General features: G+C 71.3%; 26 protein-coding genes and 1 pseudogene. 16 read left to right on the top strand and 11 right to left on the bottom strand.

What is annotated here, in order from left to right:
• Positions 1-153: 153 nt before the first annotated feature.
• From IG02_RS0120510 to IG02_RS42955, 4 genes and pseudogenes are all read left to right on the top strand, one after another.
• The gene (locus tag IG02_RS0120510) at positions 154-1,554 is read left to right on the top strand and encodes an Nramp family divalent metal transporter (RefSeq protein WP_051765382.1); all 1,401 of its coding nucleotides are present in this window, start codon (positions 154-156) and stop codon (positions 1,552-1,554) included.
• 345 nt (positions 1,555-1,899) lie between these two features.
• Complete coding sequence (locus IG02_RS0120505; RefSeq protein WP_030749963.1) at positions 1,900-2,190, top strand: hypothetical protein; 291 nt, start codon at positions 1,900-1,902, stop codon at positions 2,188-2,190.
• Positions 2,191-2,326: 136 nt separating this feature from the next.
• Entirely contained in the window at positions 2,327-3,028 is a 702-nt protein-coding gene (locus tag IG02_RS0120500) for a response regulator transcription factor (RefSeq protein ID WP_051765380.1), read from the top strand.
• Positions 3,025-4,140, top strand: a pseudogene (locus IG02_RS42955) (sensor histidine kinase); the annotation flags it as partial. The gene IG02_RS0120500 and the pseudogene IG02_RS42955, both read left to right, overlap by 4 nt.
• A 21-nt stretch (positions 4,141-4,161) precedes the next feature.
• Here IG02_RS42955 and IG02_RS42950 read toward each other — a convergent pair.
• The 11 genes from IG02_RS42950 to IG02_RS0120440 form a co-directional block, all read right to left on the bottom strand.
• Complete coding sequence (locus IG02_RS42950; protein WP_030749955.1) at positions 4,162-4,938, bottom strand: polysaccharide deacetylase family protein; 777 nt, start codon at positions 4,936-4,938, stop codon at positions 4,162-4,164.
• 256 nt (positions 4,939-5,194) lie between these two features.
• Positions 5,195-6,949 carry a chitinase gene (locus IG02_RS0120485; RefSeq protein WP_051765378.1) on the bottom strand — a complete coding sequence of 585 codons (1,755 nt, stop codon included), beginning with the start codon at positions 6,947-6,949 and terminating at the stop codon, positions 5,195-5,197.
• 211 nt (positions 6,950-7,160) lie between these two features.
• Entirely contained in the window at positions 7,161-7,721 is a 561-nt protein-coding gene (locus IG02_RS0120480) for a hypothetical protein (protein WP_063756822.1), read from the bottom strand.
• Positions 7,705-8,196 (bottom strand): RNA polymerase sigma factor, encoded by a 492-nt coding sequence (locus tag IG02_RS0120475; RefSeq protein ID WP_030749946.1) that lies wholly within the window; start codon positions 8,194-8,196, stop codon positions 7,705-7,707. The genes IG02_RS0120480 and IG02_RS0120475 overlap by 17 nt, the downstream gene beginning before the upstream one ends.
• A gap of 160 nt (positions 8,197-8,356) precedes the next feature.
• Positions 8,357-9,043, bottom strand: coding sequence for a class F sortase (locus IG02_RS0120470; RefSeq protein WP_030749943.1), 687 nt, complete (start codon positions 9,041-9,043; stop codon positions 8,357-8,359).
• Complete coding sequence (locus tag IG02_RS0120465) at positions 9,040-9,516, bottom strand: hypothetical protein (RefSeq protein WP_030749940.1); 477 nt, start codon at positions 9,514-9,516, stop codon at positions 9,040-9,042. The genes IG02_RS0120470 and IG02_RS0120465 overlap by 4 nt, the downstream gene beginning before the upstream one ends.
• 180 nt (positions 9,517-9,696) lie before the next feature.
• Entirely contained in the window at positions 9,697-10,317 is a 621-nt protein-coding gene (locus IG02_RS0120460) for a nucleoside/nucleotide kinase family protein (RefSeq protein WP_030749937.1), read from the bottom strand.
• Between the two features lies 1 nt (position 10,318).
• Entirely contained in the window at positions 10,319-10,765 is a 447-nt protein-coding gene (locus IG02_RS0120455; protein WP_030749934.1) for a hypothetical protein, read from the bottom strand.
• A 153-nt stretch (positions 10,766-10,918) separates the two neighbouring features.
• Positions 10,919-11,341 carry a DUF3592 domain-containing protein gene (locus IG02_RS0120450; RefSeq protein ID WP_030749931.1) on the bottom strand — a complete coding sequence of 141 codons (423 nt, stop codon included), beginning with the start codon at positions 11,339-11,341 and terminating at the stop codon, positions 10,919-10,921.
• A 9-nt stretch (positions 11,342-11,350) separates the two neighbouring features.
• Entirely contained in the window at positions 11,351-11,932 is a 582-nt protein-coding gene (locus tag IG02_RS0120445; RefSeq protein WP_037803610.1) for a hypothetical protein, read from the bottom strand.
• Between the two features lie 49 nt (positions 11,933-11,981).
• On the bottom strand, positions 11,982-13,523 hold the full coding sequence (locus IG02_RS0120440) for a hypothetical protein (RefSeq protein WP_107055652.1): 1,542 nt from the start codon (positions 13,521-13,523) through the stop codon (positions 11,982-11,984).
• A 385-nt stretch (positions 13,524-13,908) separates the two neighbouring features.
• On the opposite strand from IG02_RS0120440, the gene IG02_RS0120435 reads away from it, so the two are divergent.
• The 12 genes from IG02_RS0120435 to IG02_RS0120380 all read left to right on the top strand — a co-directional run bounded on the left by IG02_RS0120435 (position 13,909) and on the right by IG02_RS0120380 (position 25,716).
• Positions 13,909-14,787 carry a hypothetical protein gene (locus tag IG02_RS0120435; protein ID WP_030749925.1) on the top strand — a complete coding sequence of 293 codons (879 nt, stop codon included), beginning with the start codon at positions 13,909-13,911 and terminating at the stop codon, positions 14,785-14,787.
• Positions 14,788-15,144: 357 nt separating this feature from the next.
• Positions 15,145-15,855, top strand: coding sequence for a Flp pilus assembly protein CpaB (gene cpaB, locus IG02_RS0120430; protein ID WP_030749922.1), 711 nt, complete (start codon positions 15,145-15,147; stop codon positions 15,853-15,855).
• A gap of 55 nt (positions 15,856-15,910) precedes the next feature.
• The gene (locus tag IG02_RS0120425; protein WP_030749919.1) at positions 15,911-17,164 is read left to right on the top strand and encodes an AAA family ATPase; all 1,254 of its coding nucleotides are present in this window, start codon (positions 15,911-15,913) and stop codon (positions 17,162-17,164) included.
• Between the two features lie 209 nt (positions 17,165-17,373).
• Positions 17,374-17,754: a TadE/TadG family type IV pilus assembly protein gene (locus IG02_RS0120420; RefSeq protein ID WP_324604735.1), complete on the top strand. Its 381-nt coding sequence runs from the start codon at positions 17,374-17,376 to the stop codon at positions 17,752-17,754.
• 3 nt (positions 17,755-17,757) lie between these two features.
• Positions 17,758-18,123 (top strand): TadE/TadG family type IV pilus assembly protein, encoded by a 366-nt coding sequence (locus IG02_RS0120415; RefSeq protein ID WP_030749913.1) that lies wholly within the window; start codon positions 17,758-17,760, stop codon positions 18,121-18,123.
• 199 nt (positions 18,124-18,322) lie between these two features.
• Entirely contained in the window at positions 18,323-19,663 is a 1,341-nt protein-coding gene (locus IG02_RS0120410; RefSeq protein ID WP_030749910.1) for a CpaF family protein, read from the top strand.
• Between the two features lie 192 nt (positions 19,664-19,855).
• On the top strand, positions 19,856-20,797 hold the full coding sequence (locus tag IG02_RS0120405; protein WP_030749906.1) for a type II secretion system F family protein: 942 nt from the start codon (positions 19,856-19,858) through the stop codon (positions 20,795-20,797).
• 15 nt (positions 20,798-20,812) lie between these two features.
• A complete protein-coding gene (locus IG02_RS0120400) occupies positions 20,813-21,703 on the top strand; it encodes a DUF5936 domain-containing protein (protein WP_030749903.1) in 891 nt (296 codons plus the stop codon).
• 165 nt (positions 21,704-21,868) lie between these two features.
• Positions 21,869-23,224: a sensor histidine kinase gene (locus IG02_RS0120395; protein ID WP_078854638.1), complete on the top strand. Its 1,356-nt coding sequence runs from the start codon at positions 21,869-21,871 to the stop codon at positions 23,222-23,224.
• Between the two features lie 169 nt (positions 23,225-23,393).
• Positions 23,394-24,494, top strand: a complete 1,101-nt coding sequence (locus IG02_RS0120390) for a response regulator (protein ID WP_078854637.1) — start codon at positions 23,394-23,396, stop codon at positions 24,492-24,494.
• A gap of 320 nt (positions 24,495-24,814) precedes the next feature.
• Positions 24,815-25,051 carry a hypothetical protein gene (locus IG02_RS0120385; RefSeq protein ID WP_030749896.1) on the top strand — a complete coding sequence of 79 codons (237 nt, stop codon included), beginning with the start codon at positions 24,815-24,817 and terminating at the stop codon, positions 25,049-25,051.
• Positions 25,052-25,053: 2 nt separating this feature from the next.
• Positions 25,054-25,716 (top strand): pilus assembly protein TadG-related protein, encoded by a 663-nt coding sequence (locus IG02_RS0120380; RefSeq protein ID WP_030749894.1) that lies wholly within the window; start codon positions 25,054-25,056, stop codon positions 25,714-25,716.
• Positions 25,717-25,728: the final 12 nt, after the last annotated feature.

Genomic DNA, 25,728 nt, shown 5'->3' with positions numbered 1-25,728 from the left:
GCGCGGGCACGGTGCGGGGACGAGTACGGGGAGCGGTGGCGCGCCCGTGCCCACCGAACTCTCACCCCGCGCCCCCTTGCGCGATCACCGTCACCAGGATTTGGTGACTTCGATCACGTAGGTACGCAGGACGAGCGGGAGGCGGCGACACGTATGGCGGACACCGCGGACAGCACGAACACCACCGACGGCACCACCCCCGACCCCACCACCGGCGTCACTGGCGCCACCACCGGTACCGGCCCGGACGCGGCCGTCTCCCGGCCGCGCAAGTCGAGTTGGACGTACATCGGCCCGGGCATCGTCGTCGCCGCGACCGGCGTGGGCGCCGGCGATCTGGTCGCGACGCTGATCGCGGGCAGCAAGTTCGGCTACACCCTGATGTGGGCGGCGGTCATCGGCTGTGTCGTCAAGATCTCGCTGGCGGAGGCCACCGGCCGCTGGCACCTCGCCACCGGCCGCACACTCTTCGACGGCTGGCGCAGCCTCGGCCGCTGGACGACGGTCTACTTCGCGGTGTACGTCGTCGTCTGGGGCTTCGTCTACGGCGCGACCGCGATGTCCTCCAGCGCGCTGCCCCTCGCCGCGCTGTTCCCCGACGGCCCCGGGCTGAAGACCTGGGCGGTGATCACCGGCCTGATCGGGCTGGTCTTCGTCTGGTTCAACCGGTACGCCGTCTTCGAGAAGGTCATGACGGTGCTGATCGGCGTCATGTTCGTGGTCGTCATGTACGTCGCGATCCGCGTCACCCCCGACATCGGCGCGTCCTTCGCCGGCCTGCTGCCCGTCCTGCCCGACGGCTCCCTGCTCTACACGCTGGGCCTGATCGGCGGCGTCGGCGGCACGATCACGATGGCGGCGTACGGCTACTGGGTCAACGCCAAGGGCTGGACCGACACGGGCTGGATGAAGGTGATGCGGCTGGACAACCGGGTCGCGTACATCACCACCGGCCTCTTCGTCGTCGCGATGCTGATCGTGGGCGCCGAGCTGCTGCACGCCTCGAACATCGCCCTGACCCAGGGCGACCGGGGCCTGATCGACCTCGGCAAGGTCCTGGAGGACCGCTTCGGCGCCACGACGGCCAAGCTGTTCCTGGTCGGCTTCTTCGCGACGTCGTTCTCGTCGCTGATCGGGGTCTGGCACGGAGTCAGCCTGATGTTCGCGGACTTCGTGGCCCGGATGAGGCGGAACGAGACCGCGGACAGGGCGGAGGCGGTCTCGGCCGAGGAGGTCACCTCCGGGGCCGGCGCGACCACCGAGGTCGCCTCGGGCGCCCGGGAACGTTCGCTTCCCTTCCGCGCCTACCTGTTGTGGCTGACCTTCCCGCCGATCACCCTGCTCTTCCTGGACGAGCCGTTCGGCCTGGTGGTCGTCTACGGCGTGCTGGGCGCCTTCTTCATGCCGTTCCTGGCGCTGACCCTGATCTGGCTGCTCAACTCCTCCCGCACCCCGAAGGAGTGGCGGAACGGCATCCTGAGCAATGTGATGCTGGCGGCGGCCGGGCTGCTGTTCGTGGTGTTGTGCGTGCAGCAGGTCCGGGACCTCTTCTGACCGGGCGCCGCCGCCCCAGCGTCCGGCGCGTGCCCAGCCGATCGCAGAGGGCATCGTGCCGGCGGAGGCTGGCGGCGGGGGCGTCACGGCAACAGCGCGGGATGAGGCGTTCGTAGTCCCTCGCGTGGCGGCGGGGCGACACGGCCATCCCCGCCGACGTCCTGTGGGCGGTGGAATCCTCGACGCGGAGCCGGAGGGGCCGACGGGGCTTGCCGCCCGTCCTGCCCACGTCAGCGGGGCGTCCTTCGCAACGCAGAGGCGCGGCTGCCTCTTTAAACTCTCGCAACATCCCTCCGGCTTGACTGCGGGAGCCGGCCCACCTGGGGTCCGCAGAGAGGATTCATCATGCAATTCACGCGAAGCTGGGGCATCGGTCTGGTCACCGCCGCCGTGCTGATCGGCGGCGGGGCGACGATTGCCAATGCCGCATCCGGCGCCTCCTCCCACGACGGTGGGGACCAGCCCGCGGTAGTTCTGCCCGAGGGGGACCGTCCCGGTACGCCCGCGGGCGACGAGACGTACCCCCTGCCCGAGGGGGACCGTCCCGGTACGCCCGCGGGTGACTCCCAGGCGTACCCCCTGCCCGAGGGCGACCGTCCAGGTACGCCCGCGGGCGACGAGACGTACCGCCCCTGATCTCGCGTAGCTTGAGGCAGCTCGGTGCCGGGGCGGCTGCCCCGGCACCGGGTATGACGGTCCGCGAAGCTATTGCTGGGGCCCGTTACGAAAGGAAGAGCTCGGAAGTGGTGCGGGGGACGAGAGGAGCAGGGACGTGAAAGTCCTTGTGGTCGAGGACGAGCCTCTGCTCGCGAAGGCGCTGCGGATCTGTCTGCAGCGAGACTCGATGACGGTCGACGCGACCGGTGACGGTGGATCAGCTCTGGAGATGCTGGAGCTCAACGACTATGACGCCATGGTTCTCGATCGTGATATCCCGGTCGTGCATGGTGATGAGGTGTGCCGTCGCGCCGTTCATGCGTACCCGCAGGTAGGGGTGCTGATGCTGACCGCCGCTGGTCGGCTGGATGACCGCGTGGAGGGTCTGCGACTCGGTGCTGATGACTACCTGGCCAAGCCTTTCGAGTTTCCTGAGCTCATTGCCCGGCTCCGGGCGATCTCGCGACGTACGGGGCCTCGACTCCCCACGCTGCTCCGGGCCGGTGACCTGAGCCTTGACCCCTTCACCCGCCAGGTCTCTCGCTCCGGCGTCCCGCTGAGCCTGACCAACAAGGAATTCGCCGTCCTCGAGCAGCTCCTGCGCGCGGGCGGCGGAGTGCTGAGTGCCGAGGAACTTCTTGCCAAGGCATGGGACCGGAACGCCGATCCGTTCACCAACTCTCCCCGGGTGGTGATCTCCACCTTGCGTCGCAAGCTCGGCCACCCCTGGCCCATCGAGACCATCGCCGGCGCCGGGTACCGCATCATCACCGAGCAGGCCTCGTGTCCTCAGAAAGATCAGGACGCCGCCCGATGACCTCTCGGCGATTCTCGGTGAAGGCGCGGGTCACTATCGTGTTCGGTGCGTTGCTCACCCTCAGCGCCGCCCTGCTCATCATGCTGGTGGTGGCTCTTATGGCCTATGTGCCGCGGTACACCCTCACCCCGGTCGATGTGACGCTCGTCCCGGGTCAGGCACCGAGTTCGGCCAGATCCTCCAGTGTTCCGACCACCGTGTCGAGCCCCGCCGATTTCCTGCGCCTCCTGACCATCTTCTCCTCTCTCGCCTTTCTCGTCGTCATCGTGATCGGCGCCCTGCTCATGCGCACAGTGGTCGGCCGAGCTCTGGCACCCCTCGCCGAAATCGACGCCGCGGCACGCAGCGCGGTCGCGGGCGACCTCAGTTCCCGCGTGGACGTGGACGGCCCGCCCGACGAGGTCACCAGCCTGGCCCGCACGTTCAACGCGATGCTGGCCCGACTGCAGCGATCTTTCGACACCCAGCGCCAGTTCGCCGCCAACGCCTCGCACGAACTCCAGACACCGCTCGCGACCAGCCAGGCGGTTATCGACGTCGCCCTGGGCGACCCGAATCTGGGCCATGTGCACGACCTGCTCACTGATCTCCGCCAGCTCAGCACCCGCAGCACACAGACAGTGACGGCACTCCTCGATCTCGCGGCGGCGGAAGACGGCGAACTCAACCGGCAGACGGTCGCGCTGGACGCCGTGGTCCAGCAGGTGCTGAGTGAACAACGGCCCCAGGCAGCTGTCGTGGACGTCGAGCTCCGACTTGCCCCAACCTCTCCGGTCCCGGTCAAGGCCGACCCGGTACTCCTGCGACTGATGCTGGACAATCTCGTCAGCAACGCCATCCAGCACAACACGAAGCCGGGAACGGTGGATGTCAGCCTCACGGTCGACGCCGAGCAGGCCCTCTTCAGCATCAGCAACTCCGGACCCGCCCTCTCTCCCGAACAGGCCGCCCAGGTCACCCAGCCGTTCTACCGAGCCGAGGGCCGGACGGTCAGTGTCACCGGCAGAACTGGACGCGGGCTGGGCGCCGCGCTGGTCGCCCACATCGCGAAGCGGCACAGCTGGCCCTTGGGCGTGACCGCGCGACCAGCCGGCGGCCTTCTTGTCACTGTGCGAATACCGTGTAGCCCCATGTCACCGTACGGGGAAACCGAAGGAGTACCCCTGCTGCTTCAGCCAGGGCAGCACCTCGCGCAGGGCGGCCACGGTCTGAGCGCGATCCCCGCCCGCGTCGTGGAAGAGGACGGTCGGTCCGCCTGAGATCTCGCGCTTGACGGTGGCGACCATGGCGTCCGCGCCGGGACGCTCGAAGTCCCTGGAGTCGACGTTCCAGCCCAGCGGCCGCATCCCGTGGGACGCGGCGAGCTGCCGGCTGTACGGGGTGAAAGCGCCGCCCGGGGCCCGGTAGTACTGCGACCGGACGCCTCCGGACGCCTTGGTGATCATGCGTTCGGCGTCCAGGATCTGCTGGGACTGGTAGGCCTCCGGCTTGGTGTCCATGGTGGTGTCGTGGGAGACCGTGTGGTTGCACAGCCGGTGTCCGGCCGCCACGATCTCCTTGACCAGGTCCGGGTGCGCTTCGGCCTGCGGGCCCACCATGCAGAACGTGGCCTTCGCACCGTTGTCCTCCAGCAGTCGCAGCACCTGCGGCGTCCAGGTCGGGTCCGGTCCGTCGTCGATGGTGATGTTGACGCCCCGGGCGCCGGCCTCCGAGGCGTGCGCGATCTCCGCCGACACCTTGGCCGGGGCCCGGTCCTGGGCGGCCGGAGCCGAGGCACGGGCTTCCGGCTGCCGGCCCCCGGCGGGGTCCGCCTGCGCGGTCCACACCGAGGTGGCGGCCGCCACCGCCGTCACCCCGAGCGCCGCCGCGACAACCCGGCCGTGCCAGCCCCGTCCCTTGTGCCTCGCCACGTCCGCCCGCCCCTTTGCTGTCTCCGCCGATGTCGTGCACCCATGAAGACACACGAACCCGCTTGGGGGCTCCCGCTGTTACCGATCACGGACACACCCGCAGGCGGTCGGCGACAGTCGCAGGAGTTCCGCGACAGATGGGACGGGGCTCGGGACGGGGCTCGGGACGGGGCCGATGGGGACGGGCCCCGGCACGCCGGACGGCGCGCTGGGGCCCGAGGGGTTGTCGCGGCGGTGCCGCCCGACGCCCGTACGGCTACGGGAGGCCGTGGACGTGCGGGCCGACCGCGTTCGACCAGGCGTTGCCGGCCGTCGCGTCCCAGTTGGTCGACCAGGTCATCGCGCCACGGATGCCCGGGTAGGTGCGGGACGGCTTGAACGAGCCGCAGTTGGTGCCCCGCGCCAGGCAGTCCAGGGCGCTGCGCACCACCGACGGGTCGACGTAGCCGCTGCCCGCGCCCCGGGTGGAGGCCGGGACGCCGATGCCCACCTGGGACGGGGCGAGGCCGCCTTCGAGCTGGATGCAGGCGAGGGCCGTCAGGAAGTCGACGGAACCCTGGGAGTAGACCTTGCCGTCGCAGCCCAGCATGGAACCGCTGTTGTAGTACTGCATGTTGACGACCGTGAGGATGTCCTTCACGTTCAGCGCGGTCTTGAAGTACTCGCCCGCCGTCGACTGCATGTCGATCGTCTGCGGCGCCATGGTGAGGACCATCCCGCTGCCCGCCTTCGCCGACAGCTGCCGCAGCGCCTTGGTCATGTACGTCGAGTTGAGGCCGTTCTCCAGGTCGATGTCGATGCCGTTGAAGCCGTACTCCCGCATCAGCGCGTACGCGCTGTCGGCGAAGGCCGTCGCGGAGGCGTCGCTGTTGACCGACACCGTGCCCCGCTCGCCGCCGACGGAGAGGATCACCGAGACACCGGCGTTCTTCTTCGCCGCGATGTCCGCCTTGAAGTCGGCGACCGAGGCGTAGCCGACGGCCGGGTCCAGGGTGAAGCCCAGGCCGCCGGGCGTCGAGGTGGCCTCGGCGAAGGAGACCGCGATGATGTCGTACTGCGACGGGACGTCACGCAGCTTCTGGACGGCCGCGCCGTTGTCGAAGTTCTGCCAGTAGCCGGTCACCGCGTGCTTCGGGACGGACGGGCCGTTCGGCTCCGGGTCGCCCGGGCCGGTGCCCGGCGCGGTCCGCGCGGTGACGGCGGCGGACTTCGCGGACTCGCCCGCCGCGTTGGTGGCGCTCACCTGGAACTGGTACGAGGTGTTCGCCGCGAGCCCCGTCACGGTCGCCGAGGTGCCGGTCGCCGACTGGACCTTCGTACCGCCCCGGTAGACGGAGTAGCCGGTCGCCCCGGCGGCCGCGCCCCAGTTGAGCGTGGCGGAGGACGAGGTCACGGAGGCCACGGTGACGCCCGTGGGGGTGGCGGGCGGCTGGGGGTCGGGGTCGCCGCCCCCGCCGCCGTCGGGACCGAGGACGGAGACGTCGTCGACGTAGTACGGGCTCTGCCCGTACCAGCCGTGGGTGTAGACCGTCACGGAACGGGTGGCGGGGCCCGTCCTGAAGCTCGTGGTGAGCTGCTTCCAGCCGGAGCTGTCCGGGGTCCAGGTGGACACGTCGGTGGTGCCGGTGCCCTCGGCGCCGAGGTAGGCGTAACCGCCCTGGACCCAGGCGCTGAGCGCGTACGCCGAGTTGGGCCGGACCGCCACGGTCTGTACGCACTTGGCGTTGTCCTGCCCGGCGGGCGTGGCTTTGAGGGCGGCGCCGCCGCCGTGCGCGGGGGAGCTGACGGCGCTTCCGCTGCCCGCGGAACAGCTCCAGCCCGACAGCCCGGACTCGAATCCCGCGTTCTTGACCACATTGACGTCGGCGGCCTGGGCTGTCCCGCTCAGGCCGGTGATACTCAAGGCGCCGACGGTGACCACGGCCGCCGCGGCACCGAGCAGTGATTTCAGGCGTGCCGGTATCCGAGGGGCCGGCAGTCGTGCGGGGGCGCGTCTGCCGCCGCCGTTCATTGACGTAACCGCGCGTTCCACTTGTTGCCTCCGCTGGGTCGTGGGGGGACGGTGGCCATCGCCCATACAGTTGGTCCAGACCAATTGCCTTGTCAAGACCCCTGCGACCAGAGGGGATTGGAACGGCCCGCGCGCGGGCCCGGAACGTACGGCCGGGACCTGCGCCCGGGACCCGCGCCCGGGGCCTACGGCTGGTACCCGAGGCCGGGGCCTACGGCCGGGCGCTGGGCTCGGGGCCGGGCGGTGCGTCGGGCCCGGGCTGGGTGGTGCGTGGCTCGGGCATGGTGTCGCGCCCGGCCCCGGATTCGGCCGCTCTCTGTTCCGCGGACGGTTCGTCGGACGCCCTGGCCGCCGCGTCCGACGGGGTCCGGGCGCGGTCCGCGGGCTCCGCCGGGCTGCCGGGGCCGGAGGCCCGTGACGGGTCGGTGGGGCGGTCGTCGGTGGTCGGGCCCTTCTCGGCGGGCCGCGGTGACGCCGACGGGACGGGCGCGGCCGGCTCGCGACTGGGCGGCGGCGGTGGGGCGAGCGGCACCACCGGGGGCGCGGGTGCCACCTGGGCCGACAGCCGCAGGGGCAGCACGATGAGGGCGGCGACGGCGCAGGAGGCGCCGACCGCGGCCCCGGCCCGCAGCAGCCGCCGCCGCGCCGCGGTCCGGCGGATCGTCTCGTAGCGGCCCGGGGGCGGGGCGAGGTGGTCCGAGGGAGGTCGCAGGACGAGTGCGAGCGGGTCGTCGGGCTCGTGGTCCCGTCCCTCGTCAGCGGGTGTGATCAACGCTTCTCCTCAGGTGGGCGCGGAGCCGTTCGCGGGCCGCGTGGAGGTCGGCCTTGATGGTTCCTTCCTTGCGCCCGGTCAGCGCGGACACCTCCCGGAGCGGCATGTCAGCGTAGTAGTGCAGCAGGATGGGGACGCGCAGCCGTTCCGGCAGCGACTGCACGAGCATGCGGACGGAGGGGTCGGCCTGCTCGGCGTGCGGGCGGACGGCGGCTTCGGCGGTGGCCCGGCGGACGGCCTTGCGTTCGCGCTCGAGCTTGCGCCAGTGGTCCCGGACGAGGTTGGCCGCCGTGACGTAGAGGAATCCCTGGGGCTCCGAGACGGAAGTCCAGCGGGCCCAGAGCCGGGTGAACGCCTCCGAGGCGATCTCGTGGGCCGTCTCGTCGTCGTCGACCAGCCGGCGGCACCAGCCGGCGAGGCGCGGGTAGAGGGCGGCGAACAGTTCGGACGCTGCCTTCTCGCGGGACCGTTTCAACGCTCTCCATGGTCGTGGGGGCACTCGTGGGGGCAGGGGGGGGAAGACCCCGGGCCGCCGGAACGGGTTCCGGCGGCCCGGCGCCAGGGGTACGGGTGGGGCCGGTGGCCGACGGGGAGCGGGCCGCGGGCCGCACGCGGCGGGCGCTGGACTCGGTGGGTCAGCGGCTCACCGAGTCCAGCGCCGCGAAGACGATCACGTTGTCGCGGTAGCCGTCGTCGCTTTGAGGGCCGCCGCAGGTGATGAGCCGCAGCTCGGGGCGGTCCACGTTCCCGTAGACGTCGTCCGCCGGGAAGCCGGCCTTGGCGACCGTCCGTACGGTGCCGACGGCGAACACCGCCGTCGTCCCGTTCTCCAGGCGCGCCTCGATCCGGTCGCCCCGCCGAAGCCGCGCGAGGTGGCGGAAGACCCCGTCCCCGTAGTCGCCGACCGTGACATGACCGAGGATCACCGACGGGCCGGTCTGACCCGGTGTCGGCGAGTGCCGGTACCAGCCGGCCCGGTCGTCGGCCGTGGCCGGGGGCACCTCCACGCTGCCGTCCGAAGCCAGCCCCAGCCGCATGACCGGGGTGTCGACCTCGATGGCGGGGATGCGCAAGCCGACCGGGACCGAGCGTCCGAGGGGCCGCGCGGCCTTGGCGGGGGAGCCCGGAGGCGGCGGCGTGGCGCCGGTGCGTGCGGTCGTCTTCCGGCCGGACGCGCCCTGATCGGCCGCGGCACGGCCGGACGTGTCCCGACCGGACGTGTCCCGACCGGACGTGTTCCGACCGGTCCCGGGGCCGCCGCACCCGACGAGCAGCGAAGCCAGCGCCGCGGTGGCGAAGGCGCGCCTGGAGAGCGGTGTCATGCCCCGGTCGCCTGCCGGCGGCGTACGAGGAAGAACCCGGCGCCGCCCAGCGCGAACGCCGCGGCGGCCCCGCCACCGATCAGCGTGCCGTCGGTGCCGGCGTTCGCCGACTCGGTCACCACACCGGTGTTGGGCGCTCCCTCGGGCACGACGGAGACCTGGTCCCGGGCCGGTGCGGGTGCGACGGCGGGGCCGTCCGAGTCCTTGGCGGGCTGGTCGGCCGGCCGGGCCTGCTCGGGGACCGCGCTCGGGGCGGTCTTCTCCGCGGGCCTCGCCGCCTGCTGCTCGGCGGCCGGTGCCTTGGGAGCATCGTCCGAGGCCTGGGCCGCCTGGGCCGCCTGGGCCGCCTGGGCCGCCTGGGGAGCCCGCTCGGCCGGCCGGGCCGGGGCCGCGTCGTCGGCGAACGCGGGCACCGTGCTCGCCAGCACGGCGGTGCACGCGAGTGCGAGGGCACTGAGGACAGTTCGGCGCATGAACGCTCTCTCTCGTCGGCCCGCCCGGTGACGCGGGCGGGCTGCGTTACGGATCGAGCGGAGAGACGAGGCGCCGCCCGGACCGGTTGTAAAGAGAAGGCAAAGTCATGCGCGGGGCGCGTGGGTACGGGGGTGGCCGTCGCCCGGCCAAGAGGCGAGCGGAGATCGGCCCTCGTCCTGCTACAGGGCCGTGACCACCAGGTCCGCCGCCGACCGGCCCGGGGCGACCAGGCGGGCGTTCGCCTCGTCCGAGGTCAGGACGAAGCGTTCGGCCTCCTCCCGGCTCTTGCCGAAGCGCTCATGGCGGGTGATCAGCCTCCGTACCCGCTCCTCGGTGGCCAGATCCACCCACCAGGTCTCGTCCAGCAGCTCGCGCACCGCGCCCCACGGGGCGTCGTCGAGCAGCAGGTAGTTGCCCTCGGTGATCACCAGGGGCACCTCCGGGAGGACCGGAATGCTCCCCGCCACGGGCTGCTCCAGCTCGCGGTCGAAGCCCGGCGCGTACACCGGCTCGCCCGGCCGCGCCGCGCGCAGCCGCCGCAGGAGCGCGGTGTAGCCGTACGGGTCGAACGTCTCCGGAGCGCCCTTGCGCCCCATCAGGCCGAGCCGGCGCAGTTCGGCGTCGGCCAGGTGGAAGCCGTCCATCGGCACCAGAACGGCGCGCTCGGGGCCCAGTTCGGCGACCAGGTGCGCGGCCAGCGTGGTCTTCCCGGCGCCGGGCGGGCCGGCGATGCCGAGCAGCCGGCGGCCGCCGGACGCGGCCAGGCGCTCGGCGCGCTCCAGGAGTTGCCGGGGAAACATGTCAGTCCTCCTCCTGGAGCCGGTCCGCCACGTACCCCGTCACGCACCCGACCACCAGCACCGCGTTCGACAGCGACAGGTCCTCCACGGTCATCCGTTCCCACTGGAGCGCCAGATTCAGCGCCTGCGCCGCCACGGGGACGGTCAGGACCGCCACCAGGTGCCGTGCCGCGCGGTCACGGAACGGGTCCCGGTGGAAGCGGCCGGCGGCCCAGGCGGCGGCCGCGACACACAGGGCGTTCGGCAGGTGGACCAGCGTCAGACGGCCCGCGAACGTGTCCAGGCCCTCTCTCGGGGCCAGTTCTCCGTAGACCAGGGTCGCCTGGACGTACTCGGTGACGAGCAGGACGACGATGCCGGCCGCCCAGGCGACGGCGAGTGCGAACACCGGGGCGCCCGGCCCCTCGTCGCGCCCGGAGCGCGTGCCCGGGTGGTCGTACCGGGTCATCGGCTCCCGCCTCCCCTCGGCGTGCCGCACGGCCGGGCCCCGTGCGGCTCGGATCCGTATGTCTCGCACATCTCGCACATCTCGCACACCTCGCACATGCCGCGCGTTTCGCGCCTCTGACCCCGCCCGCACCGTCCCGTCACTCCCGCCGCCTCACAGCACCGTGAAGACGTACACCACCGCGAATCCGGCCGCCCCCAGCCCGCATCCCGCCACCAGCAGCGCGTACTGGAGCACGGGCGTCCCCGAGCCGCGGCCCGTGACCGTCGCGGTCCGGTCGGGGGCGGCCGGGTCGTAGGCCACCGTGACCCGCGTACCGGCCCGCACCGACCGGGTCGCCAGGTCCTCGAACTCGATCTCCCGCCCGTCCTCGGTCCGGAAGGTGAAGAAGTACCGTCGCGTGTCCGAGCGGTTGTACGGCTCGGTCTCGACGCGCGCGCAGGTGCCGGGCACCCGCACGCCCCGGCGCAGCGCGCGGGTGACCGCGGCCAGCCGGCGCGCGTAGTGCGTCGCGAGCCAGCCGAAGAGCAGGACCATGCCGAGGAAGAAGAGGTGGTCGCCACCGGGAATGTCCATGGTGCCCGCCTACGTGACCGTGATGGAGCGGAGGATCTTCGTCAGGTCGCCGTCGCCGAGTCCGCCCTTGCGCGCGTCGACCCGTACCGCGTACGTCTTCTTCGCCGAGTCCAGTCCCGCCACGATCACTCCTTCGACGCGCGTCCCCTTCTCCGTGAACGCGAAGTCGGTGCGCCGGGCCTCCGCCGGGCCGTCGGGCCCCGCGACCTCGATCGCGCTCTGTTCGCCCAGCGTCGAGCCCAGGGCGACGGCCGCCTCGGCGCCGATCGCCGCCTCCTCGGCCGAGTCGGCGTCGGTGAAGTCCAGCTGGACGGTGATCATCCCGATGTCCTCGCCGCCCTCGGTGAGGGTCGCCGCCGCGGCGTTGTGGCGGCTGCGCTCCTTCTCGCCCTGGGGGACGAAGCCGGGCGGGTGTGCGACGGTGACCGAGGAGGTCTTCAGCGTGCCCCAGCCCTCCGGGACCGTGCCGCCGCCCGCGTCCGTGGCGCCGCAGCCCGCCGCGGTCAGGACGACGGCGGCGGCGACGGCGAACCGGGCGGCGACGGCCAATCGGGCCCCGGTGGTGGCGGTGGAGAAAGAGTGCCTGCTCATCACGGATTCGCTCCTGTCACCCGTCTTCACTCCTGTCACCCGTCGGCCGTCAATTCGCACAGTAGCTGTACGGCACATAGCCGCGGCTGTCCCCGTGCGGCGCCCCCAGGAACCGCGCCTCGTCCAGGGTCTCTTCCTTCCGCTCGGTCGACACCGAGAAGCCGAGACTCAAGCCCAGATTCAGCTCGAAGCCGTACTCCGCCGCGTCGGTCCGCCCGGTGTAGCGGAGCCTGCTGGACAGCCCCTCGTCGAACAGCAGTCGCCCGAACGGGTCGTCCGCGCCGGGACGCTTCGTCGGCGCGTGGTCGTCGAACATGTAGGCGAAGGGCGCGGTGTTGTCGCCGTGGCCGTCCAGCCACTCCTGGGCGATCCGGCGCTGCCGGTCGCCCTCGGAGCCCTTCGGGATGATCACCGAGTTGGAGACGACCTCGATCCCGGACTCCTGGTCGCCGCCCTTCGCGCTGCCCTTGCCGCCGCGCTTGTCGGCCCCGTCCTTGCCGTTGCCGCCGTCGAGGCCGGCGCCGTCCTTCGCGCCGCCCTTCTCCACCGTACGGGTCATGTCGATGCGCACCAGTTCGCCCGTCTTCTTGTCGTAGGAGACGGTGATCGTGCCCGTCTGTGTGGTGGAGGCGGACGACTCGCCGGTCAGGCGCCCGGCCTCGTAGCCCGCCTTCGAGCCGTACTCGACGGCCGCGCTGTACGTGTACGCCTTGGTGCCCCGGAAGTCGTTGTTCGTCCAGGTCGCTTCGGGCGAGAAGGTGAAGTTGCCGCCGAGGGTGGCGCTCAGCTTCTTCTCGTCGCCCGCCGACAGCTTGAGCCCGCCGGCCACGCCCGTCTCCAGGCCGACCTTGCCGTAACTGATGTGCCTGTTGCCGAGCTTGTCCTCGATCCGGTCACGCAGCTTCTCCTCCTCGGCCATCGGGCCCTTGCCGAAGAGATAGAGGATGCTGTTGCCGAGGCCGCCGCCGCGCGCGCCCGACTGCCGGTTGGCCAGTTCGTACGTCTTGAGCTTCTCGATGTCGTCCCGGAAGGCGGCGGCCTCCTCCTCGCTCTCGAAGACCCAGGTGTCGCCGTTGGTCACCTTGAGCCCGGCGCCCAGTTCGACCTTGTCCGCGCCGAACTTGCCGACCTTGGCGCCCGGTTTCCAGTCCTTCTTGGCGGCGGCGGACGCGGCGTCGGTGAAGGTGAGCATCACCAACTGGTCCTTCCCGTCCACCTCGCCGTCCCCGTCGAGGTCCTTGCCGGAGGCGAACATCTGCTGCTGGAAGCCGTACTCCTGGCCCCATTCGAAGAACAGGACCTTCGCCTTGCCGCCCGCCTTGTCCGTGACCGAGGAGATCTGGCAGAGGGCCGGCTCGTAGTCGGCGTCGCTCCTGGGTGCCGACTCGTCCCGGTCGCCGCCACCACCGCCCGCGGCGCAGGGGCCGCTGAACGTCACCAGGCAGCGGAGTTCGGCCGCGATCCGGGTGTCGACTCCCGTGCCGACCAGGGCTCCGGCGACCGCGGCGACGACCACCAGCACACCCACGTACTCGGTGGCGGTGGCGCCGCGGTCGCGCGCCACCGGCTTCTTTCCCGTTCCCCGTCTCACCCGACGTCCCCCTCGTCCGATGCGCGTCCCCCGTGGGACTCCGGTGCCTTTCGCACGCGGAATCGGAATGGGAGCGTACGGTCGCGGCCCGCGCCATGGCGTGGGCCCGTGGGCCCAATCCGGGCCCAAAACGGAGCGCTTGGTTACCGAAACGGAACGAGTTGGTGCTGGAAGCAAACAAACCGAATATTCATTGAAACGTGGGTTAACTATTGACTGCTTCGCCCGACTTTGCTGGTTCTTGTTACTCGGAGCTGCAGGACTGTCATCCGATAGGTGTTCTCTAGCCCTTAACTCGTGGATAAAGTGCTCTGCCAGAAGAGCCGAACAGGCGTGAACCGTGGCCGACGGGTTCCCGACGGCTGGATCGGAACGGGGAATCACCGTGCCCACCGCGATCGCAGTCACCAGCCCCGATCTGGTGCTACCGCCCACGGACCCGTCGACGCCCACCGCCGCCCTGGTGCAGCCGCCGGACGCCCAGCCCCTCGACGCGGCCCTGGCCGACATGCAGGTTCTGGTGGAACAGCACGGCTACGTCGTCGTGCTCTGTCCCGCCTCCCTTCCCCTCGCTCACGAACGGCGCCTGCACACGGTGCGCGGCATCCTGGAGAGCGACCGCATCGCTCTGCTGAAGCTCGATCTGCCGCCGCTCGGCGTGGCCGTACTCGTGCGTCAGCTGCGTCAGTTGTCCATCTGCGACTTCAGCGCCGGCGTCATCGCCTCGGCGGCCCGGCTGCTCACGCACTACATCCACGCCGGGGCGCTGCTCCACTCCGTGACCAAGCTCGACCGGGTTCCGGTGAGCCTCAAGACGCATGCCAAATCATGGTTGCCGGGTACGCAGTTCGGGGTGGTCGCGAACCCCGAACCCCAGTTGATCAGGATTGGTGCCGGAGAACTCGCCGGACCGGACTTCGCCACCCAGATGGTGATCGGAAAGGGGCAGTCGCAGTCGGACTGGGTGACCACGAAGCTGGCTCCCGCCTGGCAGGTGCGGGGAATCCAGGAGAGCGCTCTCCTCGCCGATTCACCGCGCTGGTGGGGCACCGCCAAGATGGTCGAATTCGCTGCCTTCCTCCCGGACATCTCCGTCCTTTATCAGCTGGTCGCCTCCGTCCGCCGGGAGAAGTGCCCCTGGTGCGGTATCGAACTGATAGGGGACCGGTGCGGATTCTGTTCGGCGCCTCTCGTGCCGTACGAGAACCGGGTCCGGCCGGCAGGCGTCCTCAGCCACGGAACGCCCATGCAGCCCGACTCCTAGCGCCCGTAGCGCCCGGCGCCCGGCCGGTCCCGGCGGCCCGCCCGTGGCCGGTACTCGGAGACGGTGGCCGCTCCCGGGGGTTGCTCCCGGAAACCGCTCCGGGGAGGCCGGTGGCCCGGACCGCCGCTTACCGGACACCGCTTCCCGGGCCCCGGGAGCACCCTCGCCGCCGACCCGGCCGGACCGGCTCCGGAGCCCGCCGCCAGGGCCTCGGGAGCGCCCCGCCGGCCCGAGCGCACCGTACCGCGCGACCGCGCGACCGGCCCGTCCGCACCGCGGCGGTACCGCACCGGTGGCCCGCCGCCCGCCCTCCACCCGTCCCTCCGCACTCTGTCACCGAACGAGGTTCTACCGCCCATGAATTCACGGCAGCGCCGCGGCGTCATACTCCTTCTTCTCTCGGTCCTGTGTGCCTTCGGCGCTTTTGTCGGCGTCCTTTCGGTGATCAGCGACGTGAATTCGAAGGTCGGCCCCGTGGTCAAGGCGTACGAGCTGAAGGAAGACGTGGCGCCGTACACGGAACTCAAGCCCAATCAATTCGCCAAGGTCACCATGCCCAGGCGGTGGCTTTCCGAGAACGCCGTGACCGATCTGGGAGTGCTGAACGGCAAGATCGCCGTCACCCAGCTGAAAAAGGGATCCCTGCTCCAGGACGACATGATCGTCCAGCGGCCGGAACTGGCCAGTGACGAGCAGGAGATCGCCATCATGATCGACGCGGAGACGGGGGTGGCGGGCAAGATCACCCCCGGCGACCTGGTGAACATCTTCGCCACCTTCGAGGGCGACGGCCAGGCCGCCAGGGCCCAGTCCCGGATCATCGTCTCCAACGCCAAGGTGCTCGACGTCGGCAAGATCACCGCGCTGGAGCCGGGCAGCGACAACAACAGCCGCAGGGCGGCCCGGCAGGCCGTGCCCATCACGTTCGCCCTGAAGACCAAGGACGCCCAGCGCGTGGCGTACGCCGAGTCCTTCGCCTCGCACGTACGGCTCGCGCTCCTGGCCGACGGCAGCCCCACCACCCTGAGGCCGGGCGAGAACACCTACACCCTCGAAGGGGACAAGTGAGAGACACCGACGCCTTCGGAGGGGAACGAGTCGGAGGGGAACAAGTGAGGGACGCATGACCACCCGAATCCTGCCGGTCGTCGGCGACGCCGACGCCGCCCGGTCCATCACCACACTGCTCAGTCAGCTCCCCGACGCGGAACCGGCCGGTCCGGTCGGTGACTCGACCTCGCTCATCGACACCCTGGCGCGGCTGGCCGCCGAGTCGGTCGAGGAACTGCCCGAGGTGGTCCTCGTCCATGAGCGGATCGGCCCCGTACCGGCGCTCGAGCTGATCCGGGAAGTTGCCCTGCGCTTCCCCGCCGTCGGTGTCGTCCTGGTCACGACGGACGCGAGCCCGGGCCTGTTCTCCGCGGCGATGGACGCGGGGGCGCGCGGCCTGGTCGGGCTGCCGCTGTCGTACGAGGAACTCGCCCAGCGCGTCCAGGCGGCGGCCGGCTGGTCCGTGGGCGTACGACGCCACCTCGGCCCGGGCGGGGACGTCTTCACCGGCCCCGGTGGCACGGTCGTCACGGTCAGCGGGGCGAAGGGCGGTGTCGGCACGACCGTGACCGCCGTCCAGCTGGCGCTGGCGGCCCAGGCGTCGGGCCGGACGACCGGACTCGCCGACATGGACCTGCAGTCCGGTGACGTCGCCTCGTACCTCGACGTGCAGTTCCGGCGTTCGATCGTCGACCTGTCCACCATCCAGGACATATCCCCGCGCGTGCTCCAGGACGCGGTCTTCAGCCACCAGAGCGGGATCGGCCTGCTGCTGGCGCCGGCGGAGGGGGAGCGGGGCGAGGAGATCAACGAGCGGTCCGTACGGCAGGTCGTCTCCGCGCTCCGCAACCGTTACGAGGTCGTGGTCATCGACTGCGGCACGCAGATGAACAGCGCGAACGCGGCGGCCATCGAGATGGCGGACATCACCTTGCTGGTGACCACGCCGGACGTGGTGTCCGTCCGCGCTGCCAAGCGCATGGTGCGGCTGTGGGACCGGCTCCAGATCCGCAAGGCGGAGGAGACGGTGACCGTGGTCAACCGCTTCACGCGGAACACGGAGATCCAGCCGCCGCTGGTGGAGCGGATCACGGGCACGCGGGTTTCGCGCGTGACGATCCCGGCGAACTTCAAGGAACTGCAGGCGTCGGTGGACGCGGGCCGGATGCAGGACCTGGAGGCCAAGTCCACGGTGAAGCAGGCCCTGTGGGGCCTCGCGGGAGAACTGGGACTGGTGAAGATCCCCGAAACGGGGGAGAAACAAGGCAGGTTCAAGGGGGACCGCGGGTCGATCGGGGTCCTGCGAGGACGGTCGAAGTCACGGTGACTGCGGCGGTTTGGCGACGGACGAGGACCGAGGGGGCGCGTTGAACCATGAGAGTCCAGGAACCGGCAGAACGACGCGAGCGACGCGGGCTACGCGGGCGACACGGAAGGCGTGAACGGCGCGAGCGGTACGAGTGGCGCGAGCGGTACGAATGGGGTGAGCGGCCCGGGCGCCGGTCACGTCCGGGGGCGCGGCCCGGGGCGCGGCCGTTGTCCCGGCTGTCGGCGCGGCTGAAGGACGACCGGGGCCAGGCCGTCATCGAATTCGTCGGGACGGCCCCCCTCATCCTGGCCACCTGCGTCCTGCTCTGGCAGGCGGCGCTGGTGGGCTACACCTTCTCGCTGGCGGGCAACGCGGCGGACGAGGCGGCGCGGGCCGGGGCCGTGGCGGACCCGGGCAACCGGAACGCCGCGTGCCACGAGGCCGCCTCGGACAAGCTCCCCGGTGCCTGGAGCCTGGGCGACGTCAGGTGCCCGGAGGCCGGTGACCTCGTCGAGGCGACCGTCCCGGTGAGGATCCCGGTCCTCGTCCCCGGCTTCGACCTCCCGGTCGGCCTCGAGGGCCGCGCGTCCGCGACGAAGGAGAGCTGACCCATGCTGAAACGTCGTCCGAACGGCGAGGCGGACACGGGCCAGGCCGCCATCGAGTACGCGGGCGTGCTGACGCTCCTGATCTTCGTGGGGCTCGTCGGCGTCCAGCTCGGCCTCGTCGCGTACGCGGCCCAGCAGGCGGGTACGGCGGCGCGGGCGGCCGCCCGTACCGCGTCGTACGCCGAGACCTCGATGAGCGCCGACGCCGCGGCCAAGGCCGCGGTGAGCGGCTGGCTGGACGCCGGGATCGATGACATGAACACGACGTCGGAGGCGGTCACGGTCACGGCGCGCGTCAAGGTCCCGGAAATCCTGCCCGTCTTCAACTTCGGCGATGCCAAGAGGACGTCGACCATGCCCCGCGACTGACCGACGTGCGACCGAGGAGCGTCGGACGCGCGATCGACACGCGACGTACGCGCGGGACCTACGCGCGGGACCTAGGCGCCCGACGAACCGACAGCGGCGGTCGCGGCGGCCGCGGTGAACGTGACACCGCGACAGCGACAGCAGAGACAACAGAGACAACCGAGCAGCAGTACACCAGCACACCCTGGGAGTTGAGGACATGAGCCTGCGGGCGCGCATCAACAGCCCCGAGCCGGCCAAAGGGCAGAGCGAGGAGAGTCTCCTCGTCGGGGTCTACCGCGCCAAGCTCCTGGAGGAGATCGACCTCGCGGAGATGTCCGCGCTGGCGGCGGCCGAGCGACGGGCCCGGCTGGAGCGGGTGCTCGGCCACATCATCAGCCGCGAGGGCCCGGTCCTGTCGAGCGTGGAGCGCACGCAGCTGATCCGCCGGGTGGTCGACGAGGCCCTCGGCCTCGGCATCCTGGAGCCACTGCTGGAGGACGCGTCCATCAGCGAGATCATGGTGAACGGCGCGGACCAGGTGTTCGTGGAGCGGGGCGGCCGGCTGGAGCTGCTGCCCATGCGGTTCACCTCCAACGAGCAGCTGATGCAGACCATCGAGCGCATCGTCTCCACCGTGAACCGCCGGGTGGACGAGGCCAATCCGATGGTCGACGCCCGGCTGCCGTCCGGCGAGCGCGTGAACGTGATCATCCCTCCGCTCTCGCTGACCGGGCCCATCCTCACCATCCGGCGCTTCCCTCGGGCCTTCACGCTGCACGAGATGATCGCCCTCGGCTCGCTGGACGAGCACATGATGCTCCTGCTGTCCGGCCTGGTGCGCGCCAAGTTCAACGTGATCGTCTCCGGGGCCACCGGCACCGGCAAGACGACGCTGCTCAACTCGCTCTCCGGGCTGGTCCCGGACGGCGAGCGCATCGTCACCATCGAGGACTCCGCCGAGCTCCAGCTCCAGCAGTCCCACGTCATCACGCTGGAGAGCCGGCCGGCGAACGTCGAGGGCAAGGGCCAGATCACCATCCGTGACCTCGTCCGCAACTCCCTGCGTATGCGCCCCGACCGCATCATCGTCGGCGAGGTCCGTGGCGGTGAGACGCTCGACATGCTCCAGGCCATGTCCACCGGTCACGACGGCTCGCTGGCCACCGTGCACGCCAACAGCGCGGAGGACGCGCTGATGCGGCTCCAGACGCTGGCGTCCATGTCGGAGGTCGAGATCCCGTTCGTGGCGATCAAGGACCAGATCAACAGCGCCGTCGATGTCATCGTGCAGCTGACCCGGCACGCGGACGGTTCCCGCCGGGTCACCGAGATCGCCATCCTGGACTCGCACGGCCGGGAGGAGTACCGGATCGTCTCCGTCTGCCGCTTCCTGGCCGAACCGATGGCCGCCGACGGGCGCGTGCACGGGAAGTTCGCGTACTACCCGCTGCCCCGGCGCATCGCCGACCGCCTCTACCTCAAGAACGAGCCCGTGCCGCCCGCCTTCGGGGTCGCTGAGGCGGAGTCGGACCTGACCGTACGCAAGTCGGTGGCCTGAGCATGCGCCCGGCCCGCCACTCGCGCACGCGCCCGGACCACACGCGCCCGGACCACACGCGCCCGGACCACACGCGCCCGGACCACACGCGCCCGGACCGTCGCCCGCTCGGGCGTCCGGCCCGTCGCCGTTCCGGCCCTCCCCCCACAGCGCGCCGCGCATGTCCCGCCCACCGAAAAGGTCCCCTCCGCCATGGCTAACCTCCCGCTGCTGACGATCGGCGTCACCCTGCTCACCTGCGTGCTCGCCGTCATCGGCCTGCACGTCTACGCGTCGGGCAGGGCCCAGGGGCAGGTGCTCTACGAACGCATGTCCCAGACGGGACCGCCGAGAGCCGGGAGCGGCCGGCCCCGGCGGTTCGTCGCCCTCGACCGCCGGCTGCGCGCCACCTCGGTCGGACGGCGTATCGAGCGCAAGATCGCCGCCACCGGCCTGGACCTGACCCCGGGCGAGTACGTGGTGTACGCGGCGGCCGGGGTGCTCGGCCTGTACTTCGCCGTCGGCGCGGTCTTCGCCCCGTTCTTCGGGGTCCTCGCCGCGCTGATCGGCATATGGGGAGGCAACGCCTTCCTCAACTACCAGCGGGCCAGGCGCACCGAGGCGTTCATCAACCAGCTGCCCGAGCTGACCCGCGTGCTCGCCAACGCGACCCAGGCCGGTCTGGCGCTGCGGACCGCCCTGGCGATGGCGGCCGACGAACTGGACGACCCGGCGGGCGAGGAACTGCGCCGGGTCGCCGACCAGCTCGCCGTCGGACACTCCATGGAGGACGCCCTCGGGGAGCTCTCCGACCGGCTGCCCTCGCGCGAGCTCGTCGTCCTCGTCACCACGCTCGTACTCTCCAGCCGGGCCGGCGGCCAGGTGGTCAGTTCCCTGCGCAACCTCACCGAGACCCTGGAGGAGCGCAAGGAGACCCGGCGTGAGGTCACGACGATGCTCTCCCAGATCAAGGTCACCTCGGTCGCCGTGCCGGTGCTCGGTCTCGGCTTCCTTTTGCTGATCAATGGCATGGGAGACGGCGCGCTGGACAAGATGACGGGGTCGGTCCTGGGCCAGGCGGCGGTCGTCGCGGCCTTCGCCATGTACGCGGTCGGCTTCGTGCTGATCCGGCGGCTGTCCCGGGTCCTGGTCTGAGAGGGGGGACGACACATGACAGGTCTGCTGCTCGCGGTCGCGTTCGGACTGGCCGTCTACGGCGCCTTCTTCGGGGTACGTCTCATCCGCGCCGACGCCAAGCTGCCCAGCGACCTCGCCATCGCTCTGGAGGTCGGCGCCGGCCGTACCACCGCGGTCGGCTCCGGCATCGACCGGCTCGGGATGCGCTACGCCCCGGCCGTGCTGCGGATGATGGGGCCCAAGCGGGTCGAGGCGCTGCGCCGCCGGCTGGACATGGCGGGGAATCCGGGCGGCATCACGGTGGACCGGTACGCGGCCCGCCGCGCGGTCTACGGGTTCCTCGGGATCCTGGCGGCGCTGGCCCTGGTGGTACGCGGCCAGCCGGTCATCGCACTGCTCGCGCTCGCGTTCGGACTGGTGTGGACCGATGTGATCATCCGGTCGGCCATCCGCCGGCGCAAGGACGACATCGAACGGACCCTGCCCGACTTCCTGGACGTCCTCGCGGTCGTCGTCTCGGCCGGGCTCGGCTTCCGCCAGGCCCTGGAGAGGGTCGCGGAGAAGTACCAGGGACCGTGGTCCGACGAACTCCGCATCACCCTGCGCCAGATGGACATGGGCGTCAGCCGCCGCGTCGCGTTCGAGCAGTTGCGCAAGCGCAACGCGTCCGAGCAGGTGTCGATGTTCGTGACGGCCCTCCAGCAGGGCGAGGAGCTCGGTGCCCCCATCGTGGACACGCTCATCCAGATCGCCAACGACATGCGCCGCACCGACGCGCAGAACGCCCGGCGCAAGGCGGCCCAGGCCGTTCCGAAGACCACGCTCGTGGTCACGATGGTGATGCTCCCGGCCACGCTGATGCTGATCGTCCTGGGCTTCTACTACGGCTCGGGGGTGGACTTCGGCGACATCCTGGGCGGGTGACGTACGGGACCGCCGCCGACGTGGCGGGACCGCCGCACAGCACGTCGTTCGAACCACCCGCCACCACGGACCCACGACCCCGACCGACGACCCCGACCCACGACTCCACCGACCTGCACGAAGCGCGATCCAGCCCCGCACAGGAGAACGGGAGGTGACCCCACCATGTCCCCGAAGACCGTCGCACTCACCGGCGGCGCCCACGACGACGCGTTGTCGACGGCGGCGAGAGGCGCCGCTCCGCGCCATGTCCCGCCCCTGGCGATCCAGGTCAACGCCCTCCAGGCGCTGTGCCGCCAGGTGTTCGCCTTCAGACTGGCGATGATCGCCCTCGCCACCCCCTTCGCCCTCTCCCGCACCGCCGCGGGCGTGGGCCTCTGGCTTGTCGGGGCGGCCGTCCTCGCCACCTTCATGGTGTCGTACGCCCTGCTGCGGGACTGGGAGCGGTTCGGGCCGTTGCTCCTGCGCCATCCCCTCCTGCTCGGCATCGACATGATCTTCGGCGCGCTGCTGCTGGTGACGGCCTCCCCGGACTCCACGCTGGCGTACGTCACCATCTGCACGCCCCTGCTGGCCGGGCTCGTATACGGCTGGCGGGGCGCGGCGTTCTTCGCCGTGCTGCAGTCGCTGTTCGTCGCCGGGGCGTACGCGGTCAACAGCGCCGCGGAGCCCGCTTTCACCGCCCTGCTGCTGCCCGGTCTCTGCGTGATAGCCGGCGCGATCGGCAGCACCCTGCGCAACCTCATGCTCGGCTTCGGCACCGCGAGCCAGGCGCTCACGGAGGCGCGTGCCCAGCTCGCCGTGACCGGCGCCGTGGAGGCCGAACGCGCCAGGCTCGCCCGCGAGATGCACGACTCGGTCGCCAAGACGCTGCACGGCCTCGCCCTGGCGGCGGACGGCCTGGCGTGGTCGGCGGACCGGATCGACCCCCAGGACGTCAAGCGGCAGGCGGAGCTGGTGGCCCGCTCCGCGCGGCGGGCCGCCGCGGAGTCGCGCGAGCTGCTGTCGGACCTGCGGCGCGAGTCGGGACTCGACGGCGGGGTCGACGTACTGAGGGAACTGGATTCGCGGACCAAGGACTTCGCCCGCCGCCACGGCGTACAGGCCACCTTCCTGCTGATCAGCGGTACACCGGTGCCGCCCGTCCCGCACGCCGTGGCCCGGCATGTGCTGACGATCGCCACCGAGGCCATGGAGAACGCGTACCGACACGGCCGCCCGAGCCATGTGAACGTCTCGGCGGGACCGGTGGGCCCGGTGCTGAGGGTCAGCGTGTACGACGACGGTGCCGGACTGCCGCCGGGCACGACCCTGGCCGACCTGCGGCGGGCGGGCCATTTCGGCCTGGTCGGGATGGTGGAGCGGGCGGCGTCCATCGGCGCCCGGATCCGGATCGGCCGGGGGCGGGCCGCCAAGGGCACCGAGGTACGGCTGGAGCTGCCGATGACCGCCCTGCGGCCCGTGACGCGGAAGCAGCCGGCCGGGCCCTCGGCCGCGCCTCCCACCCCGGCACTGCGGTGACGCCGCACGTGCCGCGCCGGGCCCCGGCCGCGGTGCCGCGGCTGCCGCCGGTCCGCGGAAGCAGTGAGGCCGCGGAAGCCGTGAGGCCGCGGAAGCCGTGAGGTCGCGGGGCACATCCGGACCGAGAACACATCCACCCATTCGCTCACTGTGAGAGGAGGCCGCGGCCATGACGCACGAGATCCCCGGTGACCCGGGTCCGTACGCGGCACCCCGGCATCCCGCACCGACAGCACCGCCGGAACGACCGGGGCGACCGGGCCGACGAGAACAACGAGGGCGGCCCGGACGGCCCGAACAGGTGTGGGCGCCCGGCGATCCCTTCCCGCAGGCGATGCCGGCCGCGCCGCCGATGCGGGTCGTGGTCGCCGACGACAATCCGGTGGTTCGGGCGGGGCTCACCGTCCTGCTCTCCGGCCGCGACGACATCGAGGTCGTCGCGGAGGCGTCGGACGGCCGCCAGGCGTACGACGAGGCCCTGCGGCACCGGCCGGACGTCATCCTGCTGGACGTGCGCATGCCGGGCGTCGACGGCATCTCCGCGCTGCCGCACCTGGTGGGCCTGGCCCCGGTGCTGATGATGACGTACAGCCGGGAGAGCGAGATCGTGCACGAGGCCCTGCGGCTGGGAGCAGGCGGTTACCTCGTGCACGGGGAGTTCACCGCCGACCAACTGGTCGAGGCCGTACGGGACATCAGACAGGGCCGGGCCCACTTCACCCACTCGGCGTCGAGCGCGCTGCTGGCGTCCGTACGGGACGGGGGCGCGAGCGGCGGACCGGACGGCGGGCCGGTGGTGCCGCTGCCGGACGGCCTGGGCACGGCGTTCACCGGGCGGAGCCATCCAGCGAATACGCGACAGCAAACATCTGCAAATACGTATGAGGTGCCATCTGGTCATCCTTCCCTGTCTACCGCAACGAATCGCCAGGCGGGGGGCGTTGGACAAGAATCGGCCGCTCGGAAATTTCCTCAAAGTGCTTCGCTTTCGCAAGTTGATGTGGCACATTCTTCCCAGGGTCGGCAGCAGACCGGTGCCGCCGGGACCCCTGCCCTGTACGCGGAGCTGAGCCAACGGGAGGTGGAGATCATGGACCTGATCGCGTCCGGTATGACGAATCAGCAGATCGCCGCCGCCTGCTTCATCAGCCAGAAGACCGTCAAGAACCACATCAACCGGATCTTCGGCAAGCTGAACGCGGGAAGTCGCGGCGAGGCGATCGCCCTGTGGCACGGCATCGGCGGAAGGGGGCCGGCGACCCATGGCTGACCGCGAACGGCGCTCCCCGCGCGGCCATGACGGAGACGAGCCGCGCACCTGCGACGGGCAGGGCCCGCGCGGCTACGGCGTACCCGCCCCGGACGCCCGCCCCGCCCCGGGCGCCACACCCGTCGCCCCGTCCTGGCGGGCCCAATCCCCGAGTTGGGCCCGGAGTTGGGTCCTCGGGCCCATGGCCGGGAGCGCCTCCCCCGCGTACGTTTCTCATGCCGCCAGCGAGACCGGCCGGGAGGAAGCCGGAACCGCGAACGGCACCGAGAATTCGTATGCGTCGGCCGACAAGGGGCCGGCCGGCACCGGAGGGGTACCCCATGTCGAACATCACGCTGAAGGCCGCCGCCCACGCCAAGGTCTACGTCGGCTCCTGGGCGAACACCGCCGTGTCGGCGATCAAGAGCCGCCGCGACCAGGGCCAGGGCGCCGTCGAGTACGTGGGTGTGATCGTGCTGGTGGCGCTGATCATCGTGGCCATCGTGGGCTCGGGCGTGGACGAGACGATCGCCGACGGTCTGACGGAGAAGGTCGAAGAGATCCTGAGCGGCGAGTAACCATGCGCCACGCTCGTGAGTCAGGGCAGGCCGTCCCCATCTACATCACGATGGTGGCGGGCCTGCTCTTTCTCGCGCTCGCGTTCTTCACGGTCGGTCAGGCCGGCGCCGCACGCAATGGCGCGCAGGGCGCGGCGGACGCCGCGGCCCTGGCGGCGGCCCAGGAGTCCCGCGACCAGTTCCGTCTCGATCTGGAGGCCAACCTTCTCGACCCCGGCTGGCTGGACGACGTCTTCAACGGAAATCCGCTGGGCACGTACGACGGCTGCCGGGCCGCGAGTCAGTTCGCCGCGCTCAACGACGCCCAACTGGTCGACGGGGACTGCCGCGCGCTGGGGGGCGGCCGGTGGGGCTTCACGGTCCATGTCGAGAACCAGAAGCCGATGGGCGAGAACATCCTGTCGGCGGCCGAGAACAAGCGGGCCGATGCCCACGCCACGGCCGTCGTCGTGCCCCGGTGCTCCTTCGAGCCCGCGGAGGAGGACGAGGAGCCGCCCGCGGACGGGGAGGACGGCGACGACGAGGGTGGCGAGGGTGACGACACGCCGACGTCACCCGGCTCCCTCGTTTGCGACGACGACTTCGAGTGGACTATCGAGCCGGAGCATCTCGACCTTCTCCCGGACATGGCCGACCTGTTCTCCGTCCGTCTGGACGAGGACTGACCGCGAGCGAAC

This window comes from Streptomyces sp. NRRL F-5135, assembly GCF_000719775.1.
In the GTDB taxonomy this organism is placed as follows: domain Bacteria; phylum Actinomycetota; class Actinomycetes; order Streptomycetales; family Streptomycetaceae; genus Streptomyces; species Streptomyces hebeiensis.
This window is presented reverse-complemented; position numbering and strand designations above follow the sequence as displayed.